This is a genomic window from Pseudomonas sp. NPDC089534, from assembly GCF_044749305.1.
GTDB lineage: Bacteria > Pseudomonadota > Gammaproteobacteria > Pseudomonadales > Pseudomonadaceae > Aquipseudomonas > Aquipseudomonas ekonensis.
On record NZ_JBIVHR010000009.1, the window covers coordinates 25,544 to 48,957 of the forward strand.

Below are 23,414 nucleotides of genomic sequence, written 5' to 3' on the forward strand. Positions count from 1 at the left end.
TTGCGGACGGCCGGGATCCCTGTGGGAGCTGGCTTGCCAGCGATGGCGGCAGTCCAGGCACCGCAGGGCATGATCAGGACCGTTGCTCCCGCTTAGGAAAATCCTAAGGCCGCAGAATGCAAAAAGCCCTGTCACCAGGACAGGGCTTCTCACTTGCAGCTTGCGGGCTAAGGCTGACAGCAGCCCTTAGAACACCACGCCCTGGCTGCGCAGGTAATCATCGTAGGTGCCGCTGAAGTCGGTCACGCCGTTCGGGCTCAGTTCGATGATGCGGGTGGCCAGGGACGACACGAACTCGCGGTCGTGGCTGACGAAGATCAGCGTGCCCGGATAGTTCTCCAGCGCCAGGTTGAGCGCCTCGATCGATTCCATGTCCAAGTGGTTGGTCGGTTCGTCCATCACCAGCACGTTCGGCTTCTGCAGGGTCAGCTTGCCGAACAGCATGCGGCCTTGCTCACCACCGGAAATGACCTTCACCGACTTGAGGATCTCGTCGTTGGAGAACAGCATGCGGCCCAATGTGCCGCGGATCATCTGCTCGCCCTGGGTCCACTGGCCCATCCAGTCGAACAGGGTGACGTCGTCTTCGAAGTCGTGGGCATGGTCCTGGGCGTAGTAGCCCAGCTCCGCGCTTTCGGTCCACTTCACCGAACCCGCGTCCGGGGTCAGCTCGCCCATCAGGGTGCGCAGCAGGGTGGTCTTGCCGATGCCGTTCGGGCCGATGATCGCCACGCGCTCGCCGGCTTCGACGGTGAAGCTGAAGTTCTTGAACAGGATCTTGTCGTCGAAGCCCTTGGACATGCGCTCGATGGTCACGGCCTGACGGTGCAGCTTCTTGTTCTGGTCGAAACGGATGAACGGGCTCACGCGGCTCGACGGCTTGACCTCGGCCAGCTGGATCTTGTCGATCTGCTTGGCGCGGGAGGTGGCCTGCTTGGCTTTCGAGGCGTTGGCCGAGAAGCGGCTGACGAACGTCTGCAGTTCGGCGATCTGGGCTTTTTTCTTGGCGTTGTCGGCCAGCAACTGCTCGCGGGACTGGGTCGCCGCGGTCATGTACTCGTCGTAGTTGCCCGGGAACAGGCGCAGTTCGCCGTAGTCCAGGTCGGCCATGTGGGTGCAGACGCTGTTCAGGAAGTGCCGGTCGTGGGAAATGATGATCATGGTGCTGTTACGCGCCGTGAGAATGTTTTCCAGCCAGCGGATGGTGTTGATGTCCAGGTGGTTGGTCGGCTCGTCGAGGAGCAGCACTTCCGGATCGGAGAACAGCGCCTGGGCCAGCAGCACGCGGAGCTTCCAGCCCGGTGCGACTTCGGTCATCGGGCCGAAATGCTGTTCCAGCGGAATGCCCAGACCCAGCAACAGCTCGCCGGCGCGGGATTCGGCGGTGTAGCCGTCCATCTCGGCGAACTCGGTCTCCAGCTCGGCCACGGCCATGCCGTCTTCTTCGGTCATTTCCGGCAGCGAGTAGATGCGGTCGCGCTCGGCCTTGACCTTCCACAGCTCCTCGTGGCCCATGATCACGGTGTCGATCACGGTGAACTCTTCGTAGGCGAACTGATCCTGACGCAGTTTACCCAGGCGCACGTTCGGCTCGAGCATCACCTGGCCGGCGGACGGCTCCAGGTCGCTGCCGAGGATTTTCATGAAGGTCGACTTGCCGCAACCGTTGGCGCCGATCAGGCCATAGCGGTTGCCGTTGTTGAACTTGACCGAAACGTTTTCGAACAGCGGCTTGGCGCCGAACTGCATCGTGATGTTAGCTGTAGAAATCAAAGGTTTTTCCTGCGAGGCAATCTGAAAAGCGAGGAGGCAGCGGGTGCGCTGGGCCCGAGTCGAAGCACGCCGAAGCGGGGTGCGTCCCGTCATCAGCCCAGGGGCCTGTAAAGTTTGGCGGCGATTGTACTGGTCTGGCCGTGCGAGCGATAGGGCGATCACGCCTTGTTCGCGCGATCGGCGCCGATGCAGGACAGTTTTTCACAGATGAAGGTTCACTATTGGTTACAAACTGTGGCTAAAATGCCATCCATTCACCCAATGCCCGTGTACGGCATGGGCTCAAGGATGCGCCATCGGGACGCTGTTTTGTTTTCAGACCACTGCCGCAGGCCACGGGCCGACGCCTTCTGGGCGCGCAGTTTGTTCACTTCTGACGTGTGACGATTTCCGTGAAACTCATCATTGCCGCTGTATATGTCATTTCCATTGCATACGTTCACCTGCGCGGTCGCATTCGCCACAAGCTCGGGCGCCAGTTGAGCGACCACTCCACGTTTCTGGCGCCGGTCAACTGCTTCCTTTATCTGTTCTCCAAGATGCCCAACAAGCCTTACCTCAATCCGGCGGACTTCCCGGACCTGAGCCCGCTGCAGGCCCACTGGGAAGAAATCCGCGAAGAAGGTCAGAATCTTCTGCGCGCCGGTGAGATCAAGCGCTCGAACCAGTACGACGACGTCGGTTTCAACTCGTTCTTCAAGACCGGCTGGAAGCGCTTCTACCTGAAGTGGTACGGCGACAGCCACCCGTCGGCCATGAAACTGTGCCCGCGCACCACGGAGCTGGTGCAGAGCATCGGTTCGATCAAGGCGGCGATGTTCGCCGAACTGCCGCCGGGCTCCAAACTGGTGCGCCACCGCGACCCGTACGCCGGTTCCTACCGCTATCACCTGGGCCTGGAAACGCCGAACGACGCCGGCTGCTACATCAACGTCGACGGCGAGAACTACCACTGGCGCGACGGCGAAGCGGTGATGTTTGACGAGACCTACATCCACTACGCCGAAAACACCACGGATCAGAACCGCATCATCCTGTTCTGCGACATCGAACGTCCGATGAAGTACCGTTGGGCGGCGGCGTTCAACAGCTGGTTCAGCCGCACCGTGATGTCGGCGGCCGGCGCGCCGAACGATGCGGGCGACCGCACCGGCGGGATCAACCGCTTGTTCACCAAGATCTACAAGGTGCGCCTGCGCGGCAAGGAACTGAAGAAACGCAACCGTGCGCGCTACTACATGGAAAAGTGGGCGATCTTCGGCGGTCTGCTGGCGATCTTCATTCTGATCTGAGTTCGGTGGCGTTCTTGCGGATGCCATCGCCAGCAGGCTGGCTCCCACAGATTGTTTGGCGCTGCCGGAACCTGTGGGAGCGGGCTTGCCCCGGGCGGCGATCCGACGCGGATCCGGCACCACCCTCGCGGCAATCACGCCCTGTTACAGGTTGCCCGTCCCTCACGGGTTAACAAATCCGAACCCTCGGCGTAGCGTGGACTCGAACGCTTCAGTCCAAGCGCCCCGAGGTCGATCATGAACCATTATCTGTCAGGCATCGCCGCCCTGATCCTCAGTGGCGGCCTGGCGCAGGCCGACGTCATTGCGCCGCCTCCCATGCCGTTGCTGGCCCAAAGCCCGACCGGCAACAGCAACAACCCCTACAACAGCCCGATCCGCCGGGCCAATCCCAACAGCTTGCAGGGCACCCAGCCCAGCGCGCCCGCCCTGCAAGGGCCGAACACCGTTCCGGTGCCGCGTCCGCCCACCCTCGAAAACCGTGGCATCGGCAATGGCCAGCCCCTGCGTTCGGTGCCGGCCGCACCGCCCACGTTCATTCCCAATCCGCCGGTGCGGGACACCGGCAGCAACCGTTGATCGGCGGAGGCCGTTTCCGTCAGCCCTTCAAGTGAACAAAAGGAATCGTGCATGTTGCGTAAAACCCTGTTGGCCGGCCTGTGCGCCGTTGCGTTGGCGACGGCGACCGCCGCTCCCATGAAGGAATTGCAGAGCGAGCAAGGCACCCTGCAAGTGACCACCATCACCCAAGGCCTTGACCACCCTTGGGCGCTGGCGTTTCTGCCGGACGCTCAGGGCATGCTGGTGACCGAACGTCCCGGCAACCTGCGGCGGGTGAGTGCGGACGGCAAGGTGTCTGCGCCGATCAGCGGCACGCCCAGGGTTTGGGCCAAGGGGCAGGGCGGGCTGCTGGACGTGGCGCTGTCGCCGTCGTTCAAGGAGGATCGGCTTGTGTACCTGTCCTACGCCGAGGGCGGCGGCGCCGGCGACAAGGCGGGAACGGCGGTCGGGCGCGGGCGCCTGTCGGACGACATGACGGCCCTCAAGGACTTCACGGTGATTTTCCGCCAGGAGCCCAAACTGTCGGTCGGCAACCATTTCGGCTCGCGGCTGGTGTTCGACCGCGACGGCTTCCTGTTCATCACCCTGGGCGAAAACAACGACCGGCCGACCGCCCAGGATCTGGACAAACTGCAAGGCAAAATCGTGCGACTGTACCCGGACGGCAAGGTGCCGGACGACAACCCCTTCGTCGGTCAGTCCGGCGTGCGGCCGGAGATCTGGTCCTACGGCCACCGCAACCCGCAGGGGGCGGCGCTCAATCCGTGGTCCGGCACGCTGTGGGAAAACGAGCACGGTCCGCGCGGCGGCGATGAGGTGAACATCATCGAACGCGGCAAGAATTACGGCTGGCCGCTGGCGACCCACGGCATCAACTACTCGATGCAACCCATCCCGGAAGCCAAAGGCAAGACCGCCGAGGGCACGGTCGGCCCGCATCATGTCTGGGAAAAATCACCGGGCGTGACCGGCCTGGCGTTCTACGATGGCGACCGTTTCAAGGCCTGGCAGCACAACGCGTTCATCGGCGCGCTGGTGGGCCAGGAACTGATCCGCCTGCAGTTCGACGGCGACAAGGTCGTGCACGAAGAGCGTTTGCTGGGTGAGTTGAAACAGCGGATCCGCGATGTGCGCCAAGGGCCGGATGGCTACCTCTACGTGCTGACGGACGAGACGGACGGTGCGTTGTACAAGGTCGGCCTGAAATAGCACTGAGTGAGTTTTATGGGGCGTGAGGCGGGAGCGAGCGCCCTCGCCACACAAGGCTTTTGCGACACCCACCTGTGGCGAGGGAGCTTGCTCCCGCTGGGCCGCGAAGCGGCCCCATCCGCTTTCACCGGGCAAACACCACCACCGCCGCCCGGAGCTTCCCTCGGCCGAACCGGCTCATCTTCTCGAACTCGCCATGACTGACCGGCACATGCTGGCAGTCGATGGGTTGACGATGCAGGCTGTGGTCGACGTCCGGGTCGTGCAGGTAAACGAACTCCTCGTCGCAGTCGGTGACGATCACCCAGTGCGGTGATTTGGAGCGGGTCAGGCGGTAGCTGCTGATCAGCACCAGGGGCTGACCGCCAGCCTCCAGCAAACGGGGCAGATCCAGTGCCGAGCCGATGGTCTGTTCGACATCGGTGTCGCGCAATTGCGCGATGAAGGCCTCGTGCACCAGGCGCATGACGTCCTTTTTATGCTCGCCGCGCACGCCGTCGAGAAACAGCGGCCCGGCCATGCTCAGTTGCAGGCGCACCCGAAATCCCCGGCGCCACGCCGCCAGCGCCAGCCCTTGCGGGCTGCAGCCACCATGGCCGGACGTCATGAACACTGTGGTCGCCTCGCGCCAGAGCTGCACTTCCTCCTGGCGCTCCAGCGTCCGTCCAGGCTGCAACGCCCCCATGGCCATCAGCAGGCAGGCGGGGCCGCAGGTGAAGTCCGTGGTTTGCGGGTAATAGGGAACGTTGACGCTGCGTGTGTCGCGGTGCTGGAGGATGCGCTTTTCCAGGCGCAACGCGTCGGCATGGTCCTCGTAGTAATCGTGGATCAGCGCAAAGCGCCGGTAGCCGTTGCGCTCGTACAACGCGATGGCCGCCGGGTTGTCGGTGCGCACTTCCAGCCGCAGGTAGGCGCAATCATGCTCCAGCGCGCAGGCCTCGATGCGGTTCAGCAATTGCTTGCCCAGCCCGGCGCCCCGTGCCGAGGCCGCGATGGCGATGGAATACAGCCGGGCCAGCGACGTGCCGCGATGAAACAGCACCAGCGCATACCCCGCCAATTGCCCAGCGTGCGTGGCCACCCACAATTGCCCGTGGGCACGGGTGATCATCCACTGGAAACTGCGGGCGGTGAGCCGGTCCGTGGTGAAGCATTGCATCTCCAACGCCATCAGCGCCGGCAGGTCTTCAGTTGTCGCCAGACGAAAGACAGGGTTCATATGACCACCGTAAAAGTTGCGTAACGAAACGGGACTTTCGAAAAACTTCGTGCTTAATAGAAATGGTCTTGTTCTCCAACGGATCGATTTCTATGTCAGCGGTACAGGGTCATTGGCGCGAAGTATCCGGGCAAAGTTTGCCGGCGGCAACTTATTTAAATCCGGTCGTTGCAACTTCCAGCCGGGTGCTGATCATTGTCGAGCGCAAGGAAGATTGGGCCTCTTACTTCCCCAGCGAAGACATCGTCACCGCCCAGGAATACCTGGAGCAAACCCCCGGCAGCGAGCCGGGCAAGCGGGTGCAGGTGATCAACCTGTGCCGCAGCTACAAGTACCTGGGGCACGGTTATTACTGCTCGCTGCTGGCCGAGGCCCGCGGGCATCGGGTCATCCCATCGGTGAAGACCATCAGCGAACTGACGCGAAAGTCACTCTACGGGTTGGCGCTGGAAGACCTGGACAAAACCCTGGAAAGAGCCCTCAGCCATCATCTCTACAGCGATACGGAAGGGTTTACGCTGACGCTTTACTTTGGTCGGACGCATATCGAACCCTTGCAGGATCTGGCCCGTCAGTTGTTTGAAGTGTTTCCGTGTCCGATTCTGTTAGTTGAATTCAAGCGAACTAACGGTTGGCACATCGAGGGCATCAAGTCGGGGTCGCTGCACAAGTTGCGCGATGACCAGGAAGACCAGTTCGCCAATGCCCTGGACGGATTCAGCCGTAAAGTCTGGCGCCTCCCGCGCTCCCGTCAGGTGGCCCGTTACGACCTGGCGATCCTGCACGATCCCCAGGAGGCGCTGCCGCCGTCCAACGCCCGTGCGCTGGCCAACTTCGTGCGGGTCGGCAAAGGCATGGGCATCGACGTGGAGCTGATCGAGCGTAAGGACTACGCGCGGCTGGCCGAGTACGACGGCCTGTTGATCCGCGAGACTACGAGCGTCGACAACCACACCTACCGCTTCGCCAAGAAGGCCGAGAGCGAAGGGCTGGTGGTGATGGACGATCCGGCGTCGATCCTGCGCTGCACCAACAAGGTGTACCTGACCGACCTGCTCGGCAGCCATCAGTTGGGCATGCCCGCCACGGAAATCCTCTACAAGGAGCGACCGGAAGATTTCGAACGGGTCGGCGAGCGCCTTGGCTTTCCGCTGGTGCTGAAGATCCCCGACGGCTGTTTCTCCCGTGGCGTGATCAAGGTCGAAAGCCAGCAGGCGCTGCTGGAGGCCACCGCCGAACTGTTCGAGCATTCGGTGCTGTTGCTGGCCCAGGAGTTCTTCTACACCGAATACGACTGGCGCATCGGCGTGCTCAACCGCAAGCCGATCTTTGCCTGCCAGTACTTCATGTCCAAGGGCCATTGGCAGATCTACAACCACAAGGCCAAGGGCCAGGACGTCAACGGCGAATGCCGCACGCTGCCGATCCACGAAGCGCCGAGGGCGGTGGTGGAACTGGCGGTGAAGACGGCCAACCTGATCGGCGACGGGCTCTACGGCGTCGACCTCAAGCAGGCGGGCGACAAAGTGGTGGTCATTGAGGTCAACGACAACCCGAACCTGGACGCCGGCATCGAAGACGCCTATCTGCAGGACGATCTGTATTCGCTGGTGCTGGAGGAGTTCGTGCGGCGCCTGGAACTCAAGCGTCGCGGCCAGGCCTGGTGACGCGCCGATGATCAGCGGTTTTGCGCTCAGCCACGGATCGTTGCACCGGGTCGAACGGCTCGACGCCGACGTCATGCTGTTCAGCGACCCCGACGCCGGCGAACGGGATCTGCTGCACAGTCACTTCAAGCTCGACGCACATGCGTTGGCTTCGGCGCTGGACCCGGACGAGGTCTCGCGGATCGAGTTTCACCCGGACCATCTGTTCCTGATCTGGAAACGTCCGGAGAAGTACGCCGGCGGCGGCAGCCTGGCGTTCGAGGTGTCGTCCTGCGGCCTGCTGTTCTCGCCGGGGCAATTGCTGGTGATCGCCACCGACGACACGCCGCTGCACGGCCTGGGTACGGGGCGGCCGCTGAACTCGCCGCTGGATGTGCTGCTCGATCTGCTGTTCAACAACATCCATCACTACCTCGGGCATCTGAAGGTGATCAAACTGGTCGCCCGGGAGCTGCAACAGAAGTTCAACGCCTCGATGCAGAACCAGCACCTGATGCAGATGTTCAACCTCAGCGAAAGCCTGATCTATTACATCAACGCCCTGCACAGCAACGGCGCGGTGCTCACCCGGCTGCGCAACCACGCGGAAAAGCAGCACTTCGGCAGCGAAGCCCTCAGCCTGATCGACGACCTGATCATCGAAAACAACCAGTGCTACAAGCAGGCGGAAATCTATTCGACGGTGTTTTCCGGGCTGATCGATGCGCGGGGCAACCTGATGAACAACAGCACCAACGGCCTGCTGCGCAAGCTCACGCTGATCAACGTGGTGTTTCTGCCGCTCAACCTGATCGCGAGCATCGGCGGGATGTCCGAATTCAGCATGATGACCGCCGGCACGCCGTGGTGGGTGTCGTATCCGCTGTTTCTCGGGGCGATGGTGCTGGCAGCGGGCGGGATGCTGCTGGGGCTCAGGCGGTTGGCCGGGTGACAGCATCGCCATTGACTTGCCCACCGGCCTCAGGCTAATTTCCAGCCCATGACCTGCACCGTACTGCTTCTTCAGCCGAGCATTATTATTACCGCCATTCCTCATCTGGCGGGCTAGCGCACGGCTGCAGCACCCAACCCGCCCTCGAGGCGGGTTTTTACTTTCTGTCTCCGGGGCTTGAACCAACGTCAGGAGACGACCATGCGCCACAGCCCCGCCCAGCAAGCCCTGCTTGAACAGTATGTGAAAAGGATCCTCGCCGCGCCGGTCTACGAACTGGCGGTGCGCACGCCGTTGCAGGCGGCTGCGGCGTTGTCCGGGATGCTGGATAACCGGATCCTGCTCAAGCGCGAGGACCTGCAGCCGACGTTCTCGTTCAAGATCCGCGGCGCCTACAACCGCCTGGTGCAACTGACCGACGAGCAAAAGGCCTGCGGCGTGATCACCGCGTCGGCCGGCAACCATGCCCAAGGTGTGGCGTTGGCCGCCCGCGAACTGGGGATCGCCGCCACCATCGTCATGCCGACCACCACACCCGAGCTGAAAGTGCTGGGGGTGCGCAGTCGCGGCGCCGAAGCGCTCCAGCATGGCGAGAGTTTTCCGTTCGCCCTGGCCCACGCGCTGCAATTGGCCGAGCAGACCGGCCGCACCTTCGTCCCGCCGTTCGACGACCCGGACGTGATCGCCGGGCAGGGCACCGTGGCCATGGAGATCCTGCGGCAGCATCAAGGCGAACTGGATGCGATCTTCGTCCCGGTGGGCGGCGGCGGATTGATCGCGGGCATCGCCGCTTACGTCAAATACCTGCGGCCTGAGGTGCGGATCATCGGCGTCGAGTCGGAACACTCGGCCTGCCTGAAAGCCGCGATGGCGGCGGGGGAGCGGGTGGTGCTGCCCAGCGTCGGCACCTTCGCCGACGGCGTGGCCGTGGCGCAGATCGGCGCCTACGGTTTCGAGATCTGCCGGTTCTGCGTGGATGATGTCGTCACCGTCAGCAACGACGAACTCTGCGCAGCGATCAAGAACATCTACGACGATACCCGCTCGATCACCGAACCTTCCGGCGCGCTGGCGGTGGCCGGGATCAAGCGGTATGTGGCCCAGACCGGCGCCCGGAACCGGACGTTCATCGCCATCGATTCCGGCGCCAACATCAACTTCGACAGCTTGCGCCACGTGGCGGAGCGCGTAGCGGCGTGCGGCTCAGCGGTGTGAGGTCATTCCGGGAGGGCAACGCCGACCTTGTCGGCGGCCGACCAGACGCGAAAGCGCACTTCGACGTCGCTCGGCGCGTACACCACGATCGGCAGCTTGCTGTTGTAGCGCAGCAGGAAGCCGTCGCCGACCACCGGCACGAACGCACGTTTCTTCTTGGACTCCGGCGGGCAGGCCATCAGGGTGCTCACCGGGCCGGAGACCTTCTCCAGGCGGTAGAACGGATAGCCCCAGCCTTCGAGGTTCTTTTCCTGCAGACTGCCGCCCAGGTGCTGGCGGTTGCAGTCCACTTCCAGGGTCTTGCCGGCCATGATCTCGACCTTGAAGTTGTCTTCGTCGGCCTGTTGCGGCAAGTGAATGACCTGGCGGGTGAAGCCCGTTTCGGCTTTGGGGTAGGGCGCCACGTCTTCGAGTTTGGCGGCGTGGGCGAAGGTGGACAGGCTGGCGACCATCAGGCCGGTGGCCGCGTAAGCGGTAAAGGATCCCATGTGAGCCTCCTGGCGGGCGTCGGATAAATTGGCGGGCAGTTCTACCAGCGTAGGCGATGAATTCAAACCCCTGAAGTGTTGCAAAATGCGGTGCGCAAAGCGGGCCATCCTGCAATCTGCAACAGGCACAATGCTGGCCCGCGCCGCCAAGTGCCTGATTTCCCGAAGGCACGGCACTAACCGATGAAAGGCACGTTTTATGCGTTGTTCCGGTGCGGTGCACCGAGTTTGTGCGCCTACACTCCAATGGGCATTTCGCAGTACCGCCGCCTGAAGCCACCAAGGAACCAGCGGAGAGACATCCGCACGGGTAAGCCTCAGCGGTCGACGTGAATACTTGATTGGCAGTCTCACAGTAAGGAGAGGGTTCGCCATGTTTCTGTCTGCCTTGGAACTACGCAACATCATCGAAAGCAGCTTTTTGCCGAAACGCTGCCAATGCACGCTGACCCCGGAACTGTCGATGACGGTGAAAGTGTTCGGCGACCACCAGACCGACCAGGTGGATCTGCTGGTCAGCGGCATCGACGCCAGCCACCTCAACGGCTGCCGGGAGATCAACGACCTGATCGCCGGTTTGCGCCTGGACCTGGCGCAGCACACCGCCTCGCATCATCACGCACAGCGTTCGAAGGCCGGTTAACCCACCGTTTCACTCAGTTCGACCGTCACGCGCCGGGCCTGCACGAAGCCGAGGCCCAGCGCGAACTCGACCAGCACCGCCAACAGGATCGCGGGGCCCGCGTGGCCATTGAGCCATTCGCCGAACCCCAGCACCGCCAGCCCGAAGCACCCGACCGTGAAGCCGTTGCCCAACGCATGGCGCGTGGCCGACGGCGGCGCATTGCGCACCAGCCAGAACATCACCCCCAACGCCGCGAACAGCACCGCGCTACGCCGGGCGACGAACCCCGCCGCAGGCGAGTAGTCGATGCTCCAGATCGCCAGCAGCCCGTCAGGCACAAAGCCCCAGACGATGGCCAGGAGAAAGCACAACAGGGCGGTGAAGGTCGATAACGTGCGGAACGACAACTGCATGGCGGATCCTTGCGGCAGTAGGGAGGGCCCCGAGCATAACCGCCGGGGCCCTCGTTCGCCTACCGCCAGGCCGCAAATCAGAACGGTCTGTCAGTTCTGGAAACTGCACGCGTCAGACAATTTCCGGTAGCTGATTTCCTCGGGCTTGCCGTTGTTGTCGATGTACTTCATGTCGGCGGTGATCACCTTGCAGTCCTGGGTCGGCGGCTCAGTGAGCGACACCACTTTGGCCACGTGCAGCGGCATGCCGTACTGGTAGGGCACGGCCTTGGACGGCGCGGCGGTGTCGTTGGCCTGGGCGAGCCCGGCGAAGGCGGTGCAGGCGAGGGTGGCGGCGAGGAGCAGGGGACGGATGTTCATGATGCGACTCCGGTGCGAGGCAAAGGGTATTCGGCGGGTGGCAGGCCGAACCTGCCGCACAGGGCGTCAGCGGACGGCTGAGGGCGTGCGGTTGGGTAGAGTCTTGGACCGTGGCGTTAAGCGCCGGTTAAGCGGGCTGAATGGAGGCTGTCAGTGGGCGGGGCGATTTCTGAGGCAGGTGCGGAGCGTTCCTACAAGGGTGGATGCCTTGTCTGCTTTCGGGGGGTGGAGCGGGGCGGCTATCGTTGGGCGTCGCTGCAAAATCAGCGACCTGGGTTTGGTCACCTGGGGAAATCACCTGCGCATCTGTGCCATCATTCGCGCCGCGGACATCCATGTCCTCGGAGTGCATTGTTGTGGTGGCTGTGTGCAGGCTCGCTTTCGGGCGAACCGGGTTGGTGATTCTCCGGTGACCAAACCTGTACACAGTCCGCCTCCCCACCGTTTGGTCACGGTGCTGGCGGTTACTTTCAGTTCGTTTGAGTAATCACCATGCCGACACTTAATCCGCTTCCCAATCGTTATCACCGCCTCAACAGCTGCGTCACCGAAAGCGCCCCGATGGTCATCGACACCGAGGCCAACCCCAAAGACATTTTCGAAGCCGGCGTCCAGCGCGTCCGCGCCTGCAGCGACCTGCTCGAAACCCTGCATTGCCTCTGCTTCAAACACGCCGACGTCCAGGACATCCCCCACATCACTCACGCGCTGTACCTGCTGGCGCAGGACGGCAATGATTTGCTGCAGGTTGCTCAACAGCGGATGCTGAACTGGCAGGCACCCGTCTGACGCCCAATACGTGAAAAGGGAAAACGGATGAGGTTTTCCCTTGTTTTTCTCTCGTTACGACCTCGCCAGCAAAGTCAGAGACTGGAATCGTTGTTCAATGGCTACTCTGAATTGCTCGTTTGTCATGGGTGAATGTCTTTATTCGGTACAGCCCGGATAGAGGGTGCAGTCGCGTCCGTCCGGCATTTTGAAGGGTTTAAAGTCAGAGGTGTTGCCTCGGCAAAATGCGTAGGGATCCTCCAGACTCTTGCCCATGCATCGTTTCCATCCATTGGGGAACTTCACCCAGTTGTCATCCACGGCTGGTTTTTCTTCCTTGGACAGAGTGAAGGAAACTTTCAGGGTCTTTCCTGCCAACTGTGCGCGTTGCAGAGGCCCTTTGGCGACAGCGCCATTTGCCTGTTCCCACGTAGCAGTTGGGTTGCATTTCAGGATTTTTACAATGTATCGATGAGATCCCACTGTTCGAAACGACCACTCGCATTGTCGCTGCAAAAATAGAGGCGCAGGAAGGTCGGTGTCGTCTGTTGTGCTTTCCTGGAACGCAATCCCGGTGTAATCCCTTCCTACATCGTCGACGCCGGCTGCAAACTTGGCATCGACTTCATAATCAAAATTATCCAAAACCAACGGGCACCCACCCTCGACACTGCTCAAAGGCACTTCAAACTGTGCCGTCTGCGCCTTCTCACTGAGCTCCTGCTTGAAGAACTTGAACCCCGGATGTTCCCGCCCTTTCTTCACTGGAACGGTGCAGGTTTCGCCCGGACGGGGCACGTATTGGGCTTCCCCCCTAATCTTGAAACCCGGAGGAAGTTCAGTGACGAGAGTGAAGCTGTCCTGTTGCGCAACGGAGCAGGCCGTTGCGGCAAGCGCGCCGAACCCGATCATCAGGCTGCGAACAAGCCCGTTGAAAATATTGCGATAGCGCGAGTCCTTGAGCAGTGGCTGCGCTGGTTGTTTGACCGTCATGTATGAACGTCCTTATTCGGTACAGCCCGGGTAAATGCTGCAAACGCGCCCGTCCGGCATTCTGAACGACTTGAAATCGGTTGTGTTGCCGTTGCAAAACGCGTAAGCGTCCTCAAGACTCTTACCTATGCATCGTTTCCATCCATTGGGGAACCTCACCCAATTGTCACCCACGGCCGGTCTTTCCTCCTTGGATAGGGAGAAGGAAACCTTTAATGCCTTGCCAGCCATTTGGGCACGTGGCAAGGGGCTTTCAGCAACAGGATTCTGACTCAGCCCTTGGGACATCACAGACGAACATTTCAGTATTTTCGCGATGACTCGGTTAGATCCAGCGGTGCGGAATAGCCATTCGCACTGTCGCTGCAACGTGATCGGTGAAGGAAGGCTAACTCCGTCAACTACACCGTTCTCAAATTGGATTCCTGAATATTCCCTGCCTACGTCAACGGGGCCAGCGGCGTATTTTGCGTATATTTCATAATCAAAATTATCCAATACCAACGGGCATCCACCCTCAACACTGGTCAAAGGCACTTCAAACTGTGCCGTCTGCGCCTTCTCACTAAGCTCCTGCTTGAAGAACTTGAACCCCGGATGTTCCCACCCTTTCTTCACTGGGACGGTGCAGGTTTCGCCCGGACGGGGTACGTATTGGGCTTCCCCCCTAATCTTGAAACCCGGAGGAAATTCAGTGACGAGAGTGAAGCTGTCCTGTTGCGTAACGGAGCAGGCCGTTGCGGCAAGCGCGCCGAACCCGATCATCAGGCTGCGAACAAGCCCATTGAAAACATTGCGATGGCGCATTCGATGATCCTATGTCTCGGGGCGGTTGCTTTGAGCGAAAGGGGCTCAAGCAGTCTTGATTTCAAGTCGGCGGGCTGTCATCGGCCAATGACCTGTTGCAGGTTGTGCAGCAGCGGTTGTTGAACTGGCAGGCGCCTGCTTGAGCTTAAGGCTGCGGTAGAGGAGGGAGTCCGGCCAGACTCCCTTTTAGGCCATTTCAACAATCGCTAGTTGCAAGGCCCTATTTGCCCCGGTTCAGGCCATGCTGACGGTGGATGAAGGAGGAATCTGCGCGAGTCGCACGGACTCCTGGTTCTCACGGTGCTCCGCCCAGCGGTCGATGTGCTGTTGCAGCTCGGGCAAATCGCTGCGGTCACCATAGACATCCGCCATGGTGAGTTTGGTTCTGCTCAATGAGGTCAGCTTGCGAAGCGTTTCCTCGACAGCCTCCAGTTCCTTCTTGTTGTGCTGGACGGCCTGCCGGATCGCGGTCTGGCGTTCCTGCAAATCCGACATGCTCGAGCGGCGTTGCATTGGCGTTGCACGATCCTGCGGACGCCCCTCGATGGTGCCTCCGGGGAACTCCGAATCGGCATCGCGTTGCCATTTCTGCAGCTCTGTGCGGTAGGTCTCCACTTCGAGTTTCAGGCGGTCGGACTCCGTGGTGCTGATGATGAAGCCGCCGGTGGTCTGGGTATCCTGCCAGCGCTTCAGGCTGGCCCAGCAGGCCGGGATGTAGCCGTCGAGCATCTTGTGGTCGGCACCGTTGGCGGCCTGGACCAGAAACTGGCTGCGGTCCGGCGTGTCGTTGTTTTTCATCTGCTTCATGCAGCGGGCCATGGCGGCTTCTTCGTAGCCTTCGCAGCTGGGCGTCCACAGGACAGAGGAGACGACGCGTCCAGGCAGTTGCAAGGGCATGAAGTAGCGTTGTTCGCCGTGGTGCCAGTAAGGCTTGCCGCCGAAACGCGTCAGGCCGGCCCCGAACACCAAGCCGCCAGCCATAGGCGACAGTACGCCGGAAACCGTCGCCACCAGGCCTGTGATCCAGATGGGTTTCTTTGTGCTCATCCAGCCGGCGGGCACGCTCGGAACCGGGTCGTTCTGGTTGACGATTCGATGGTGAACCAGCCCGCTCGCCGACTCGACAAAATCTTTGTCGCCGGCCCGGGGAGCGCCGAACGTGTAGAGGATGACGTCGCTGGTGATTTCACGGTGAAGCCATTCGGAGAGCAGCAATGCGATTGCACCGCCGAGGCTATGGCCGCAGACGAGGATTTTTTGGTCGGTGCGGAATTTACGAAGGTAGGTGTCAACGAAAGGCCTAAGCGCCATGAACGCTTCATAGAAACCTTGGTGCGCCTTGCCGGTTCCCCCTTCAATGGATACTTGTTTGGCATCGGCATCTCGCAAGGCATCCCAGCCTTCCGCCGTCCCCCTAACGCCGATGAGAATGACCCGGTCATCGTGGGTGACATAGGCTTGCGTATCGGTGTTTTTCCAGTCAGTGGCGCCTTGCCTCGAATCACTGAAGAAGTGCACGTCCATTGGCGTTTCCACTTCACCGGAAGCTGGGTCATTTTGTGGATACAGCTCAGGGTCGTACGGCACGATTTCCAGTCGCTTCGAATAAGGCACATCCTCAACCAGCGGGAACGATGGTTTCTTGGAGTCTGCATAACTCGACGGTTCTTCGAAGCTCGCGAGGCAGGTATTCAGTACATGGCCGATGGTTCCCCGCTTGGGATACGTGAAGGCGAAATCCTTCTTCGGTGCCGAATCTGGTTTTTCCGGTGTTTGTCCGAAGTCGCCGTAGCTCAATGTGGCCAGCAACGAAAGCTGATAAAGGTTCAGCGCGCTGAACTCTGGCGACACTGACAGAAGGGGTCTGAAGGCGCGCAATGCGCGTACTTCCAGGACATAATGTTTTTCCGGTAGCAATCCGATCCCGTACTTTGGCACCTTGTCCCCGGCAAAGTCGCGGGCAAGTTTGGCGCAACCGGCAGGCACTGGTTTGGATAGCTTTGCTGCGGGGGGCAGGTGCTTGCTGAACTCAACCAGCTCGCGAACCTCGATGTTGTAAAACTCCCCTTTCTCGGCCGAGGCGCGGTAGGCGCCTGTTTTACTTGTGCTGCCGATGGGCCTGCGCAGTGTTTGTTCTGCTGCGGCCTGAAGTTTCGTCACAGGGATTTCATAGTCTGTGCGCTTTGTCAGGTACTTATAAAAGTCATCTGCACCGTCATATTCAGTGTTTAGCGTAAGGATCGCAGGCCCCGCATAGTGTCCCTCTACTCGTGCGAAACCCTCTGCATCCAGCGTTCCTGTCTTCTTCTCCCCTTCAGTGTCAGTTAGCTCATAGGGAAGCCCAGCATAGGGTTTTCCTTCTCCGAACTCGTCAACCAATCGAAAGCTGATCCAATTTCCTCTAAGCGGGCAACTGCGGCGTTGATCACTCAATTGCGAAGCTTGTGCGTTATCCATTGTCAGAGTCCTTGTTCAATTGCAGCCCGGATACACCGTGCATTCGCGTCCATTCATTTTAAATTTTCTAAAGTTTTCAGTGTCACCGCGACAGAATCCATAGGGATCATTTGGGCCTTTCCCGAGGCAGGGCTTCCACCCCTCTGGAGTTTTTTGCCATGTGTCGCCGATTGCCGGTCTTTCTTCAGGGGAGAGGCGAAACTCTATTTTTACCGTTCTGTTCGCTAATAGGTTTCTTGCGATGCCTCCCCCAGGCTTTCGGCGCTCATATTTGTTTTTCGGGGCTGACCAGTTCTCATCTGTTGCATTACACGAGAGGATTTTTTCTATTTCCCCTAGCTTTGCTTTGGCTTTGCTGATTTGGAATAACCATGAACACAAGCCTTTTTGCTCGATAATGTCCGGTACTTTTTTTGATTCGGCTGCAGTCGTTGAAGGTCTGACAGAAAGCCCCCCTGCCATATCCAAACCGTGATCCCACGCGTCAGATCCATACGTAGAGCTAACTTCGTACACCACTCGAGACAGCTCCATAGAGCAGTCTGCTATATGAAATTCCAATGGAATATCCGTGGATACCGTTTGCTCGACGCCCTTAGCCTCTGTTGTATTGGATTTCTGTTGCTGCCGAGTGACTGATCCACCTAACCCTGGACTGTATACTTGGCAGCTTTCACCTGTTTTTGGTGAATACTGGGCTTTCGACGTAAATCCAAAATTTGAGGGGATTTTTGCAACCAGAGTGAAGTGTTCACCACCGTAGTAGCTCGTCGCGCCGTCTACTGAGTCTTTGGCTATCTGGCCTGCCCAACTGCAAGCACCGACCAAAGGTAGAGCAAGGAAGAATACAGCACGAGTGCTATATGAAAGATAGTTGCTATTCATTATTGGCTCCTTGCTCGGTACAGCTTGGGTAGACGCTGCACTCACGTCTATTTTGTGTGAAGGTTCTAAATCGGGGCGGGGTGGTGCAGCGCTCAGACTTCGCGGTCTTCTGACAGGGCGCTTGGGCCGGAAAAGATTTTCTGGCAACGGTCAAAATGCACCGCTGGCGTTTCTTCGGGGAGTGGTTCCCATGCCGCATTTGCCATGCAGGCGGGCGACAGGCGCCGGCTCAGCATCAGTTCACGCTGTTCCGGTGTCTGCCAGCCCCAGGTGTCGAGCAGATCCATCTGTTCTTCCAGCCATTCGCTGACCACGTGGGTTTCCGCCAGTGCAGCGGCGGCGTCGACGTGGTACGTGAACAGCCAGCGCTTGAGGTTGTCGCGCAGGATGCTGCGGGCCTGTTCACCGGACTCGGGCGTTCTCAGCCACGGCGCCGGATTCGGCACCGGGTACTGCCCCGGCCGACCGTTATCCGCGCTTTTCCACTGATCTTCATCCCAATACAGCACGCTGCTGACCGGGCCGAGCAGCAGCGGCCATTCGGTGTCTTTCATGTTGCCCAGGCAGCGGGCAAGCACGCGGTTGTCCTGGAAGCGGAACAGGGAACGGTCGCCGTCTTCGTCGATGACCATGCGGGCGATCCAGTGTTGGGTCAGGCCGTCGAGGTCGGCCTTGTCCATGCTGCCGATCCAGCCCCAGTTGCGCTGCGGGTCGTCCAGCAGCAGGCGGAACGCTTCGTTGCCCGGGTTTTCCAGTTCGGTGAGCCACGGACTGATGGCGGCGAACTGGACGAACTCGGTGCGCCGGTAGAGTTGCACCGAGCGCTGCATGACGCCGGCGCTGTACAGCGAGGTGACCGGGTTCGGTTCGGCGAGGCTGTCCAGGGCCAGGATCAGGACGCGGTTGAGGCGCGATTGTTCGCCCAGCCAGTTGTTGAGTGCGTCGCTCATGCTGTGGCTCCAATGTCGCATTTGCCTTCGCGGCAGGCTTCACAGATCGGGCAGCGGGTGTCGCCGGCCTTGCGGGCGGCCTTGGCCAGGGCCATCTGCACGGCGGCAGGGACGAGCACGGCGCCGGCCTTGTCCCGGGCGGCGGCCCACGGGATGACGGGCGCCAGGATCGCAATCCCGCTGCCCACCCCCGGCGCGCCGCCGGTATTGGCCTTCACCTCGGCCCCGCTGATGGTCACCCCACCCGCATCCACCTTCACGAAGCTGCCGCCGGCCTTGGCCGTCAGTTCCATGCCGCCCTCGACCACGACCTTCTCGCCGGCGTGGTAGTGGATCTCGGTGCCGGCCTCGACGAACTGCCCGGTGCCGACCTTCACGTGCCGGGTCACGCCCACGGTGAGGTGGTCGTCGGCGCGCATTTCACTGATGCGATTCAGATGAGTGATGCGGTGCTCCTCGACCTTGAATTCGCTGTAGGCGTTGGCCTCGACGGTGTCATGCCGTTCGTTGCCGATGCGGATCCGCTGGTCGTGCTCGATGTTCTCGTCCCAGTCGCGCTGGGCGTGCAGGTAGATCTGCTCGGCGCCCTTGCGGTCCTCGATGCGCAGTTCGTTGTAGCCCTTGCCGCCGGGGGAGCTCAAGGTCTTGAAGGTGCTGCGGGTCTTGTTCGCGGGCAGGTCGTAGGGGACGACGTTTTCCTTGTGGTACAGGCAGCCGGTGACCAGCGGCTGGTCGGGGTCGCCTTCAAGGAAAGTGACCAGCACCTCCATGCCCACGCGGGGGATGGCGATGCCGCCGTAGGCCGCGCCGGCCCAGCCGCTGGCCACGCGCAGCCAGCAGGTGGTCTTGTCGTCGGCCTGGCCGTCGCGGTCCCAGTGGAACTGCACCTTGATCCGCCCGTACGGGTCGCAGTGGATCTCCTCGCCGGCGGGGCCGGTGACGACGGCGGTCTGGCTGCCGAGCACGCGGGGCTTGGGGTGTTCGAGGGCAGGGCGGTAGTGGGCGTCCCACGGGGTGGCGAGGAAGGTGTTGCGGTAGCCCTGGTGGAAGTCGTCCTTGCCGTCGGTGACGTCGCTGGTGACGTTCTCGCCCAGGACCTGCGGCTGCTTGCCCTCGTGGATCACCTCCAGCAGCAGCCAGAGGTCGTTCCACTCGGCGCGCGGGTGCTCGGCCAGGGTGAGGAAGTGGCCGCAGGCCAGGGTCGGCTCGTCGCCCTTGCCCTCGGCCAGGGCGTAGTCGCTGCGGTGGCGTTCGAGGGCGCGGGTGGCCAGCTGCTTGCCGCGCTCGCGGGCGGTGAAGCGGCCGGGGTAGTCGTAGTCCTCAAGGTCCGGCATGAACGCCGACTTGACGGCGGCCTCGGGCAGGATCTTCGGCTTCTCGAAGTCGTAGTCGCGGCGGGCGACGCGGCTGGTGCGGGTCTCCAGGCGCAGGTTGAAGCGCTTGACGACCGGCTTGTCGGCGGCCATGCCGGAGTCCTGCTGGTAGCTCACCGGCTTGAGCTTGCGGAACACGGTCTGGTCGTCGCCGAACACCAGCTTGTGGCCGCTTGTGCTGTGCTGGAAGTGGAAGTGGATGCCTTCCTCCTCGCACAGGCGCTGGATGAAGTGCAGGTCGGACTCGTCGTACTGCACGCAGTAGTCGCGCTCGGGGTACTCGGCGCCGAGCTGGAAGCTGTAGGCGTCGGCGAGGATGCCGCGGTCCTCCAGCACCCGGGCGATGATCTTGGGCACGGTGAGCTGCTGGAAGATCTGCTGGTCGTGGTTGTGGCGCAGGTAGGCCAGCTGCGGCACCAGGCTCAGGCTGTAGCGGGTGAGGGTGCGGCCGGAGTCGCCTTGCTCGATGCGGTACACGAGGCCGTGGATCTTGCCCTCGCCGGTGGCGCCGAAGGTGAGGACGCCGGGCTTGTGCAGCAGTTCTTCGAGGGCGAGGTCGGGGCGGGCGCTGACCAGTTCGATGTCGAAGCAAAAAGGTTGGTTGAGGGCTTCGCGGCCGGTGAAGCTGAGCACCTGGAAGTCCGCGTTGGCGCCTTCGAGGGTGAGGGTGATGTGCGTAGCGTTGGCGTCCAGCATGCCTTCAATTCCGTCCTTTGGATAAGCAGGAGGCGGATGGTGCAGGATTCGCCGACCTCGTACAACCCGAAAGTGCCGCAGGCAATCCCTGTTCACGGCCTAGGGAAAACCCTGAGGGCGGCCGTTTCGCCCAATGGATCCGGGTGCTTCCTGAACGTAACACGCCGAACCGGACCGCCCCGGCCGTTTGTGGGTGGCCGGTCAGTTTCAGACTAAAGTCGCCTGTGGCACGTCAAAGCCATCTGCCATCATTGCCGCACACCCCTGCGTGTCCACTGCCTCCCGACGCTTTACGGCGTCGGGACGGGAGCTATTTTCCTGGCTAATTGCGCCGTCGCGCAAACGCTGTACTGTTGGAGCTTTTTCATGCGTCCCCCATTTCCCCTCATCACTGCCCGCCAGTCCTTCGGCTTCGGCGCCCTGGCGCTGTGCGCAGGATTTTCCGCACAGGCCCAGGCCGCCGGGTTCTTCGAAGACACCACGGCGAAGATCGAATCGCGCACGGTGTACTTCAACCGCGATTTCCGTGATGGGCACACCGCCAACGATCAGGGCGCGTCCAAGCGCGAAGAGTCGGCCCAGGGTTTCATCCTCAACCTGCAATCGGGCTACACCGAAGGCACCGTCGGCTTCGGCCTCGACGCGTTGGGCATGGTCGGCTTCGCGCTCGACTCCAGCCCCGACCGCAGCAACAGTGGCTTGCTGCCGTCCAGCGGCGAGAACCCGCGGGGTTCGAAGGATCAGTACGCGAAAATGGGTCTGACCGCCAAGGTGAAGGTTTCGGATACGGTGCTGAAATACGGCGCGCTGCTGCCGGATCTGCCGCTGCTCAAGTACAACGACGGCCGCCTGCTGCCGACCATGTTCAACGGTGCCATGCTCACCTCCAAAGAGGTGAAGGACCTGACGTTCATGGCCGCGCGGCTGGACAAGTACACCGCCCGGGATTCCACCGATTCCCAGGACATCCGCGTGCACTGCAAGAACAAGCGCTATGCCTGCAACGTCACCGCCGATCATTTCGACATGTACGGCTTCGACTACAAGATCAACGACCGCCTGACCGCGCAGTACCACTACGCCGAGCTGGAAGACATCTACCGCCAGCACTTCGTGGGTCTGCTGGCCAACCAGCCGTTGGGCGACGGCGTGCTGAAAGCCGATCTGCGCATGCTCAAGAGCGCCGACAGCGGTGACGCGAAGGCCGGTTCCATCGACAACCGCGCGTTGAGCGGCATGCTGTCCTACAGCATCAGCGGCCACACCTTCAGCGCCGGCTGGCAGCGCATGAACGGCGACAACTCGATGCCGTACCTCGACGGCAGCAACCCGTACCTGGTCAACTACGTGCAGGTCAACGACTTCGCCGCCGCCCAGGAGCGCTCCTGGCAGCTGCGCTACGACTACGACTTCAAGGCCATCGGCATCAACGGCCTGAGTTTCCTGACCCGTTACGTCAACGGCGATCACATCAAGGTGCCGGGCAGCGATCAGGAAGGCAAAGAGTGGGAACGCGACAGTGAGCTCAAGTACGTGATCCAGACCGGCATGTTCAAGGACGTCAGCCTGCGTCTGCGCAATGCGACGTACCGCACCAACTACGAGAAGTTCGCCCGGGACGTGGACGAGACCCGCTTGATCGTGAGCTACAACTTTTCGGTGTTGTAAGCCATCGTTCGGCGGTGTCCGAGCGGACGCCATCGCTGGCAAGCCAGCTCCCACACTGTTCAGCGGTGGTCGCAGAAATGGCAGGTCGCCGCAATTCCTGTGGGAGCCAGCCTGCTGGCGACGAGGCCGGCAAAGCCGACATCTCTGCTGTCTGGTCCACCGCCATCGCTGACAAGTCGAACTGTCGCACCTCAGCTCCTACAGGGATTGCAGAGTGGTCACAGATGTTGTGAACACCGTGCACCGTGTGGGAGCAACTGTCTTGGCCATGCCCAGCGGTGCCTGGACTGCCGCCATCGCCAGCAGGCTGGCTCCCACAGGGATTCCGGTCGCCCGCAAAATCCCTGCACAGCCCAAAAAGCCTGTGGGAGTGACGATTCGACTTGCCCGCGATGGCGATCTCAATGTCACCGAGATCCTGGCATTTAGAGCCAATGCCAGAGCCGGCTCCAGAACCCGCGATTCAAATCGTCCTTGCACGCTGCGTATTGCTGGCCGTACATATCCGAGCGGTTCTGCACCTTGCGCGCCACCGGCGGCAGCCACGGCTTGCCGGCATAAGTCTTCTGGCGAAAGCCGCCCCAACCTTCGTGGTAGTTGAGGTACTGGTTGTAGGCGTCGTACTTGTACACGCCGTTGACCGACGTGGTCTTGTCCATGTACCAGCCGACGAAGTCGATGGCATCGTCGAAGTCTTCACGGTCGGCGCCATGGCGGCCGGTGCTTTTCTGGTAATCGGCCCAGACTTCGTCCTTGGCCTGCGCATAACCCGACGCCGTCGAGACGCGGCCCCACGGGATCACCCACAACAGGTATTTGCGCGGGGTCTTGGCGTCGTAGCGGTAGCCGGACTCCTGATACATGATCGCGAACGGCACCTGGATCGGCACGCCCCAACGCTTTTGCGTGACCTGGGCGGCGTCGTACCAATCGCTTTTCTCGCGGAAAATCTCGCAGAGGTTTTCCGGCGAACGCGGCGGCGATGTTCCGCAACCGGTCAGCAGTGCCGCCAATACCAAAAGTCCAGCCGTGCGCCCCGAATTCAAAAGCCGTCATCCCGTCGT

The 23,414-nt window shown here is 61.3% G+C and carries 21 protein-coding genes; 9 read left to right on the forward strand and 12 right to left on the reverse strand.

The window, feature by feature from the left end:
• Window positions 1-186: 186 nt before the first annotated feature.
• Entirely contained in the window at window positions 187-1,773 is a 1,587-nt protein-coding gene (locus tag ACIP0B_RS04225; RefSeq protein ID WP_400830022.1) for an ABC-F family ATPase, read from the reverse strand.
• 392 nt (window positions 1,774-2,165) lie between these two features.
• Between ACIP0B_RS04225 and lpxO the strand changes: the two genes are divergently transcribed.
• The 3 genes from lpxO to ACIP0B_RS04240 all read left to right on the forward strand — a co-directional run bounded on the left by lpxO (window position 2,166) and on the right by ACIP0B_RS04240 (window position 4,835).
• Window positions 2,166-3,065: a lipid A hydroxylase LpxO gene (gene lpxO, locus ACIP0B_RS04230; RefSeq protein ID WP_400830024.1), complete on the forward strand. Its 900-nt coding sequence runs from the start codon at window positions 2,166-2,168 to the stop codon at window positions 3,063-3,065.
• A 237-nt stretch (window positions 3,066-3,302) separates the two neighbouring features.
• Window positions 3,303-3,644 (forward strand): hypothetical protein, encoded by a 342-nt coding sequence (locus ACIP0B_RS04235; protein WP_400830026.1) that lies wholly within the window; start codon window positions 3,303-3,305, stop codon window positions 3,642-3,644.
• 51 nt (window positions 3,645-3,695) lie between these two features.
• Complete coding sequence (locus ACIP0B_RS04240) at window positions 3,696-4,835, forward strand: PQQ-dependent sugar dehydrogenase (RefSeq protein WP_400830027.1); 1,140 nt, start codon at window positions 3,696-3,698, stop codon at window positions 4,833-4,835.
• 124 nt (window positions 4,836-4,959) lie between these two features.
• Here the strand turns inward: ACIP0B_RS04240 and ACIP0B_RS04245 are convergent, their stop codons facing one another.
• Window positions 4,960-6,054 carry a GNAT family N-acetyltransferase/peptidase C39 family protein gene (locus tag ACIP0B_RS04245; RefSeq protein ID WP_400830029.1) on the reverse strand — a complete coding sequence of 365 codons (1,095 nt, stop codon included), beginning with the start codon at window positions 6,052-6,054 and terminating at the stop codon, window positions 4,960-4,962.
• A gap of 92 nt (window positions 6,055-6,146) precedes the next feature.
• Between ACIP0B_RS04245 and ACIP0B_RS04250 the strand changes: the two genes are divergently transcribed.
• The 3 genes from ACIP0B_RS04250 to ilvA all read left to right on the forward strand — a co-directional run bounded on the left by ACIP0B_RS04250 (window position 6,147) and on the right by ilvA (window position 9,867).
• Window positions 6,147-7,721, forward strand: a complete 1,575-nt coding sequence (locus ACIP0B_RS04250) for a RimK family protein (RefSeq protein WP_085633820.1) — start codon at window positions 6,147-6,149, stop codon at window positions 7,719-7,721.
• A 7-nt stretch (window positions 7,722-7,728) separates the two neighbouring features.
• Window positions 7,729-8,652, forward strand: coding sequence for a magnesium transporter CorA family protein (locus tag ACIP0B_RS04255; RefSeq protein ID WP_400830030.1), 924 nt, complete (start codon window positions 7,729-7,731; stop codon window positions 8,650-8,652).
• Between the two features lie 201 nt (window positions 8,653-8,853).
• On the forward strand, window positions 8,854-9,867 hold the full coding sequence (gene ilvA / locus ACIP0B_RS04260) for a threonine ammonia-lyase, biosynthetic (protein ID WP_400830032.1): 1,014 nt from the start codon (window positions 8,854-8,856) through the stop codon (window positions 9,865-9,867).
• A 2-nt stretch (window positions 9,868-9,869) separates the two neighbouring features.
• Here ilvA and eco read toward each other — a convergent pair whose 3' ends face one another.
• A complete protein-coding gene (eco, locus tag ACIP0B_RS04265) occupies window positions 9,870-10,355 on the reverse strand; it encodes a serine protease inhibitor ecotin (protein WP_400830033.1) in 486 nt (161 codons plus the stop codon).
• A 373-nt stretch (window positions 10,356-10,728) separates the two neighbouring features.
• Between eco and ACIP0B_RS04270 the strand changes: the two genes are divergently transcribed.
• Window positions 10,729-10,998, forward strand: a complete 270-nt coding sequence (locus ACIP0B_RS04270; RefSeq protein WP_400830034.1) for a DUF1652 domain-containing protein — start codon at window positions 10,729-10,731, stop codon at window positions 10,996-10,998.
• Here the strand turns inward: ACIP0B_RS04270 and ACIP0B_RS04275 are convergent.
• Both ACIP0B_RS04275 and ACIP0B_RS04280 read right to left on the reverse strand, forming a co-directional pair.
• Window positions 10,995-11,393, reverse strand: coding sequence for a hypothetical protein (locus ACIP0B_RS04275; RefSeq protein ID WP_400830036.1), 399 nt, complete (start codon window positions 11,391-11,393; stop codon window positions 10,995-10,997). The two genes, ACIP0B_RS04270 and ACIP0B_RS04275, sit on opposite strands and share 4 nt — an antisense overlap.
• A 90-nt stretch (window positions 11,394-11,483) precedes the next feature.
• Complete coding sequence (locus ACIP0B_RS04280) at window positions 11,484-11,753, reverse strand: DUF2790 domain-containing protein (RefSeq protein ID WP_400830037.1); 270 nt, start codon at window positions 11,751-11,753, stop codon at window positions 11,484-11,486.
• 492 nt (window positions 11,754-12,245) lie between these two features.
• Here ACIP0B_RS04280 and ACIP0B_RS04285 point away from each other — a divergent pair, with 492 nt between their 5' ends.
• Complete coding sequence (locus ACIP0B_RS04285; RefSeq protein WP_400830039.1) at window positions 12,246-12,542, forward strand: hypothetical protein; 297 nt, start codon at window positions 12,246-12,248, stop codon at window positions 12,540-12,542.
• A 138-nt stretch (window positions 12,543-12,680) separates the two neighbouring features.
• Here ACIP0B_RS04285 and ACIP0B_RS04290 read toward each other — a convergent pair whose 3' ends face one another.
• From ACIP0B_RS04290 to ACIP0B_RS04315, 6 genes are all read right to left on the reverse strand, one after another.
• Window positions 12,681-13,514 carry a hypothetical protein gene (locus tag ACIP0B_RS04290; RefSeq protein ID WP_400830040.1) on the reverse strand — a complete coding sequence of 278 codons (834 nt, stop codon included), beginning with the start codon at window positions 13,512-13,514 and terminating at the stop codon, window positions 12,681-12,683.
• A gap of 12 nt (window positions 13,515-13,526) precedes the next feature.
• On the reverse strand, window positions 13,527-14,321 hold the full coding sequence (locus ACIP0B_RS04295) for a hypothetical protein (protein WP_400830041.1): 795 nt from the start codon (window positions 14,319-14,321) through the stop codon (window positions 13,527-13,529).
• 234 nt (window positions 14,322-14,555) lie between these two features.
• Window positions 14,556-16,778: a lipase family protein gene (locus ACIP0B_RS04300; RefSeq protein WP_400830043.1), complete on the reverse strand. Its 2,223-nt coding sequence runs from the start codon at window positions 16,776-16,778 to the stop codon at window positions 14,556-14,558.
• A gap of 15 nt (window positions 16,779-16,793) precedes the next feature.
• Window positions 16,794-17,663, reverse strand: a complete 870-nt coding sequence (locus ACIP0B_RS04305) for a hypothetical protein (RefSeq protein ID WP_400830044.1) — start codon at window positions 17,661-17,663, stop codon at window positions 16,794-16,796.
• A gap of 92 nt (window positions 17,664-17,755) precedes the next feature.
• Entirely contained in the window at window positions 17,756-18,613 is an 858-nt protein-coding gene (locus ACIP0B_RS04310) for a DUF4123 domain-containing protein (protein ID WP_400830046.1), read from the reverse strand.
• Window positions 18,610-20,682: a type VI secretion system tip protein VgrG gene (locus ACIP0B_RS04315; protein ID WP_400830047.1), complete on the reverse strand. Its 2,073-nt coding sequence runs from the start codon at window positions 20,680-20,682 to the stop codon at window positions 18,610-18,612. The genes ACIP0B_RS04310 and ACIP0B_RS04315 overlap by 4 nt, the downstream gene beginning before the upstream one ends.
• 366 nt (window positions 20,683-21,048) lie before the next feature.
• Between ACIP0B_RS04315 and ACIP0B_RS04320 the strand changes: the two genes are divergently transcribed.
• Entirely contained in the window at window positions 21,049-22,350 is a 1,302-nt protein-coding gene (locus ACIP0B_RS04320; RefSeq protein WP_400830049.1) for an OprD family porin, read from the forward strand.
• Window positions 22,351-22,775: 425 nt separating this feature from the next.
• Here the strand turns inward: ACIP0B_RS04320 and ACIP0B_RS04325 are convergent, their stop codons facing one another.
• The gene (locus ACIP0B_RS04325; protein ID WP_400830050.1) at window positions 22,776-23,396 is read right to left on the reverse strand and encodes a hypothetical protein; all 621 of its coding nucleotides are present in this window, start codon (window positions 23,394-23,396) and stop codon (window positions 22,776-22,778) included.
• Window positions 23,397-23,414: the final 18 nt, after the last annotated feature.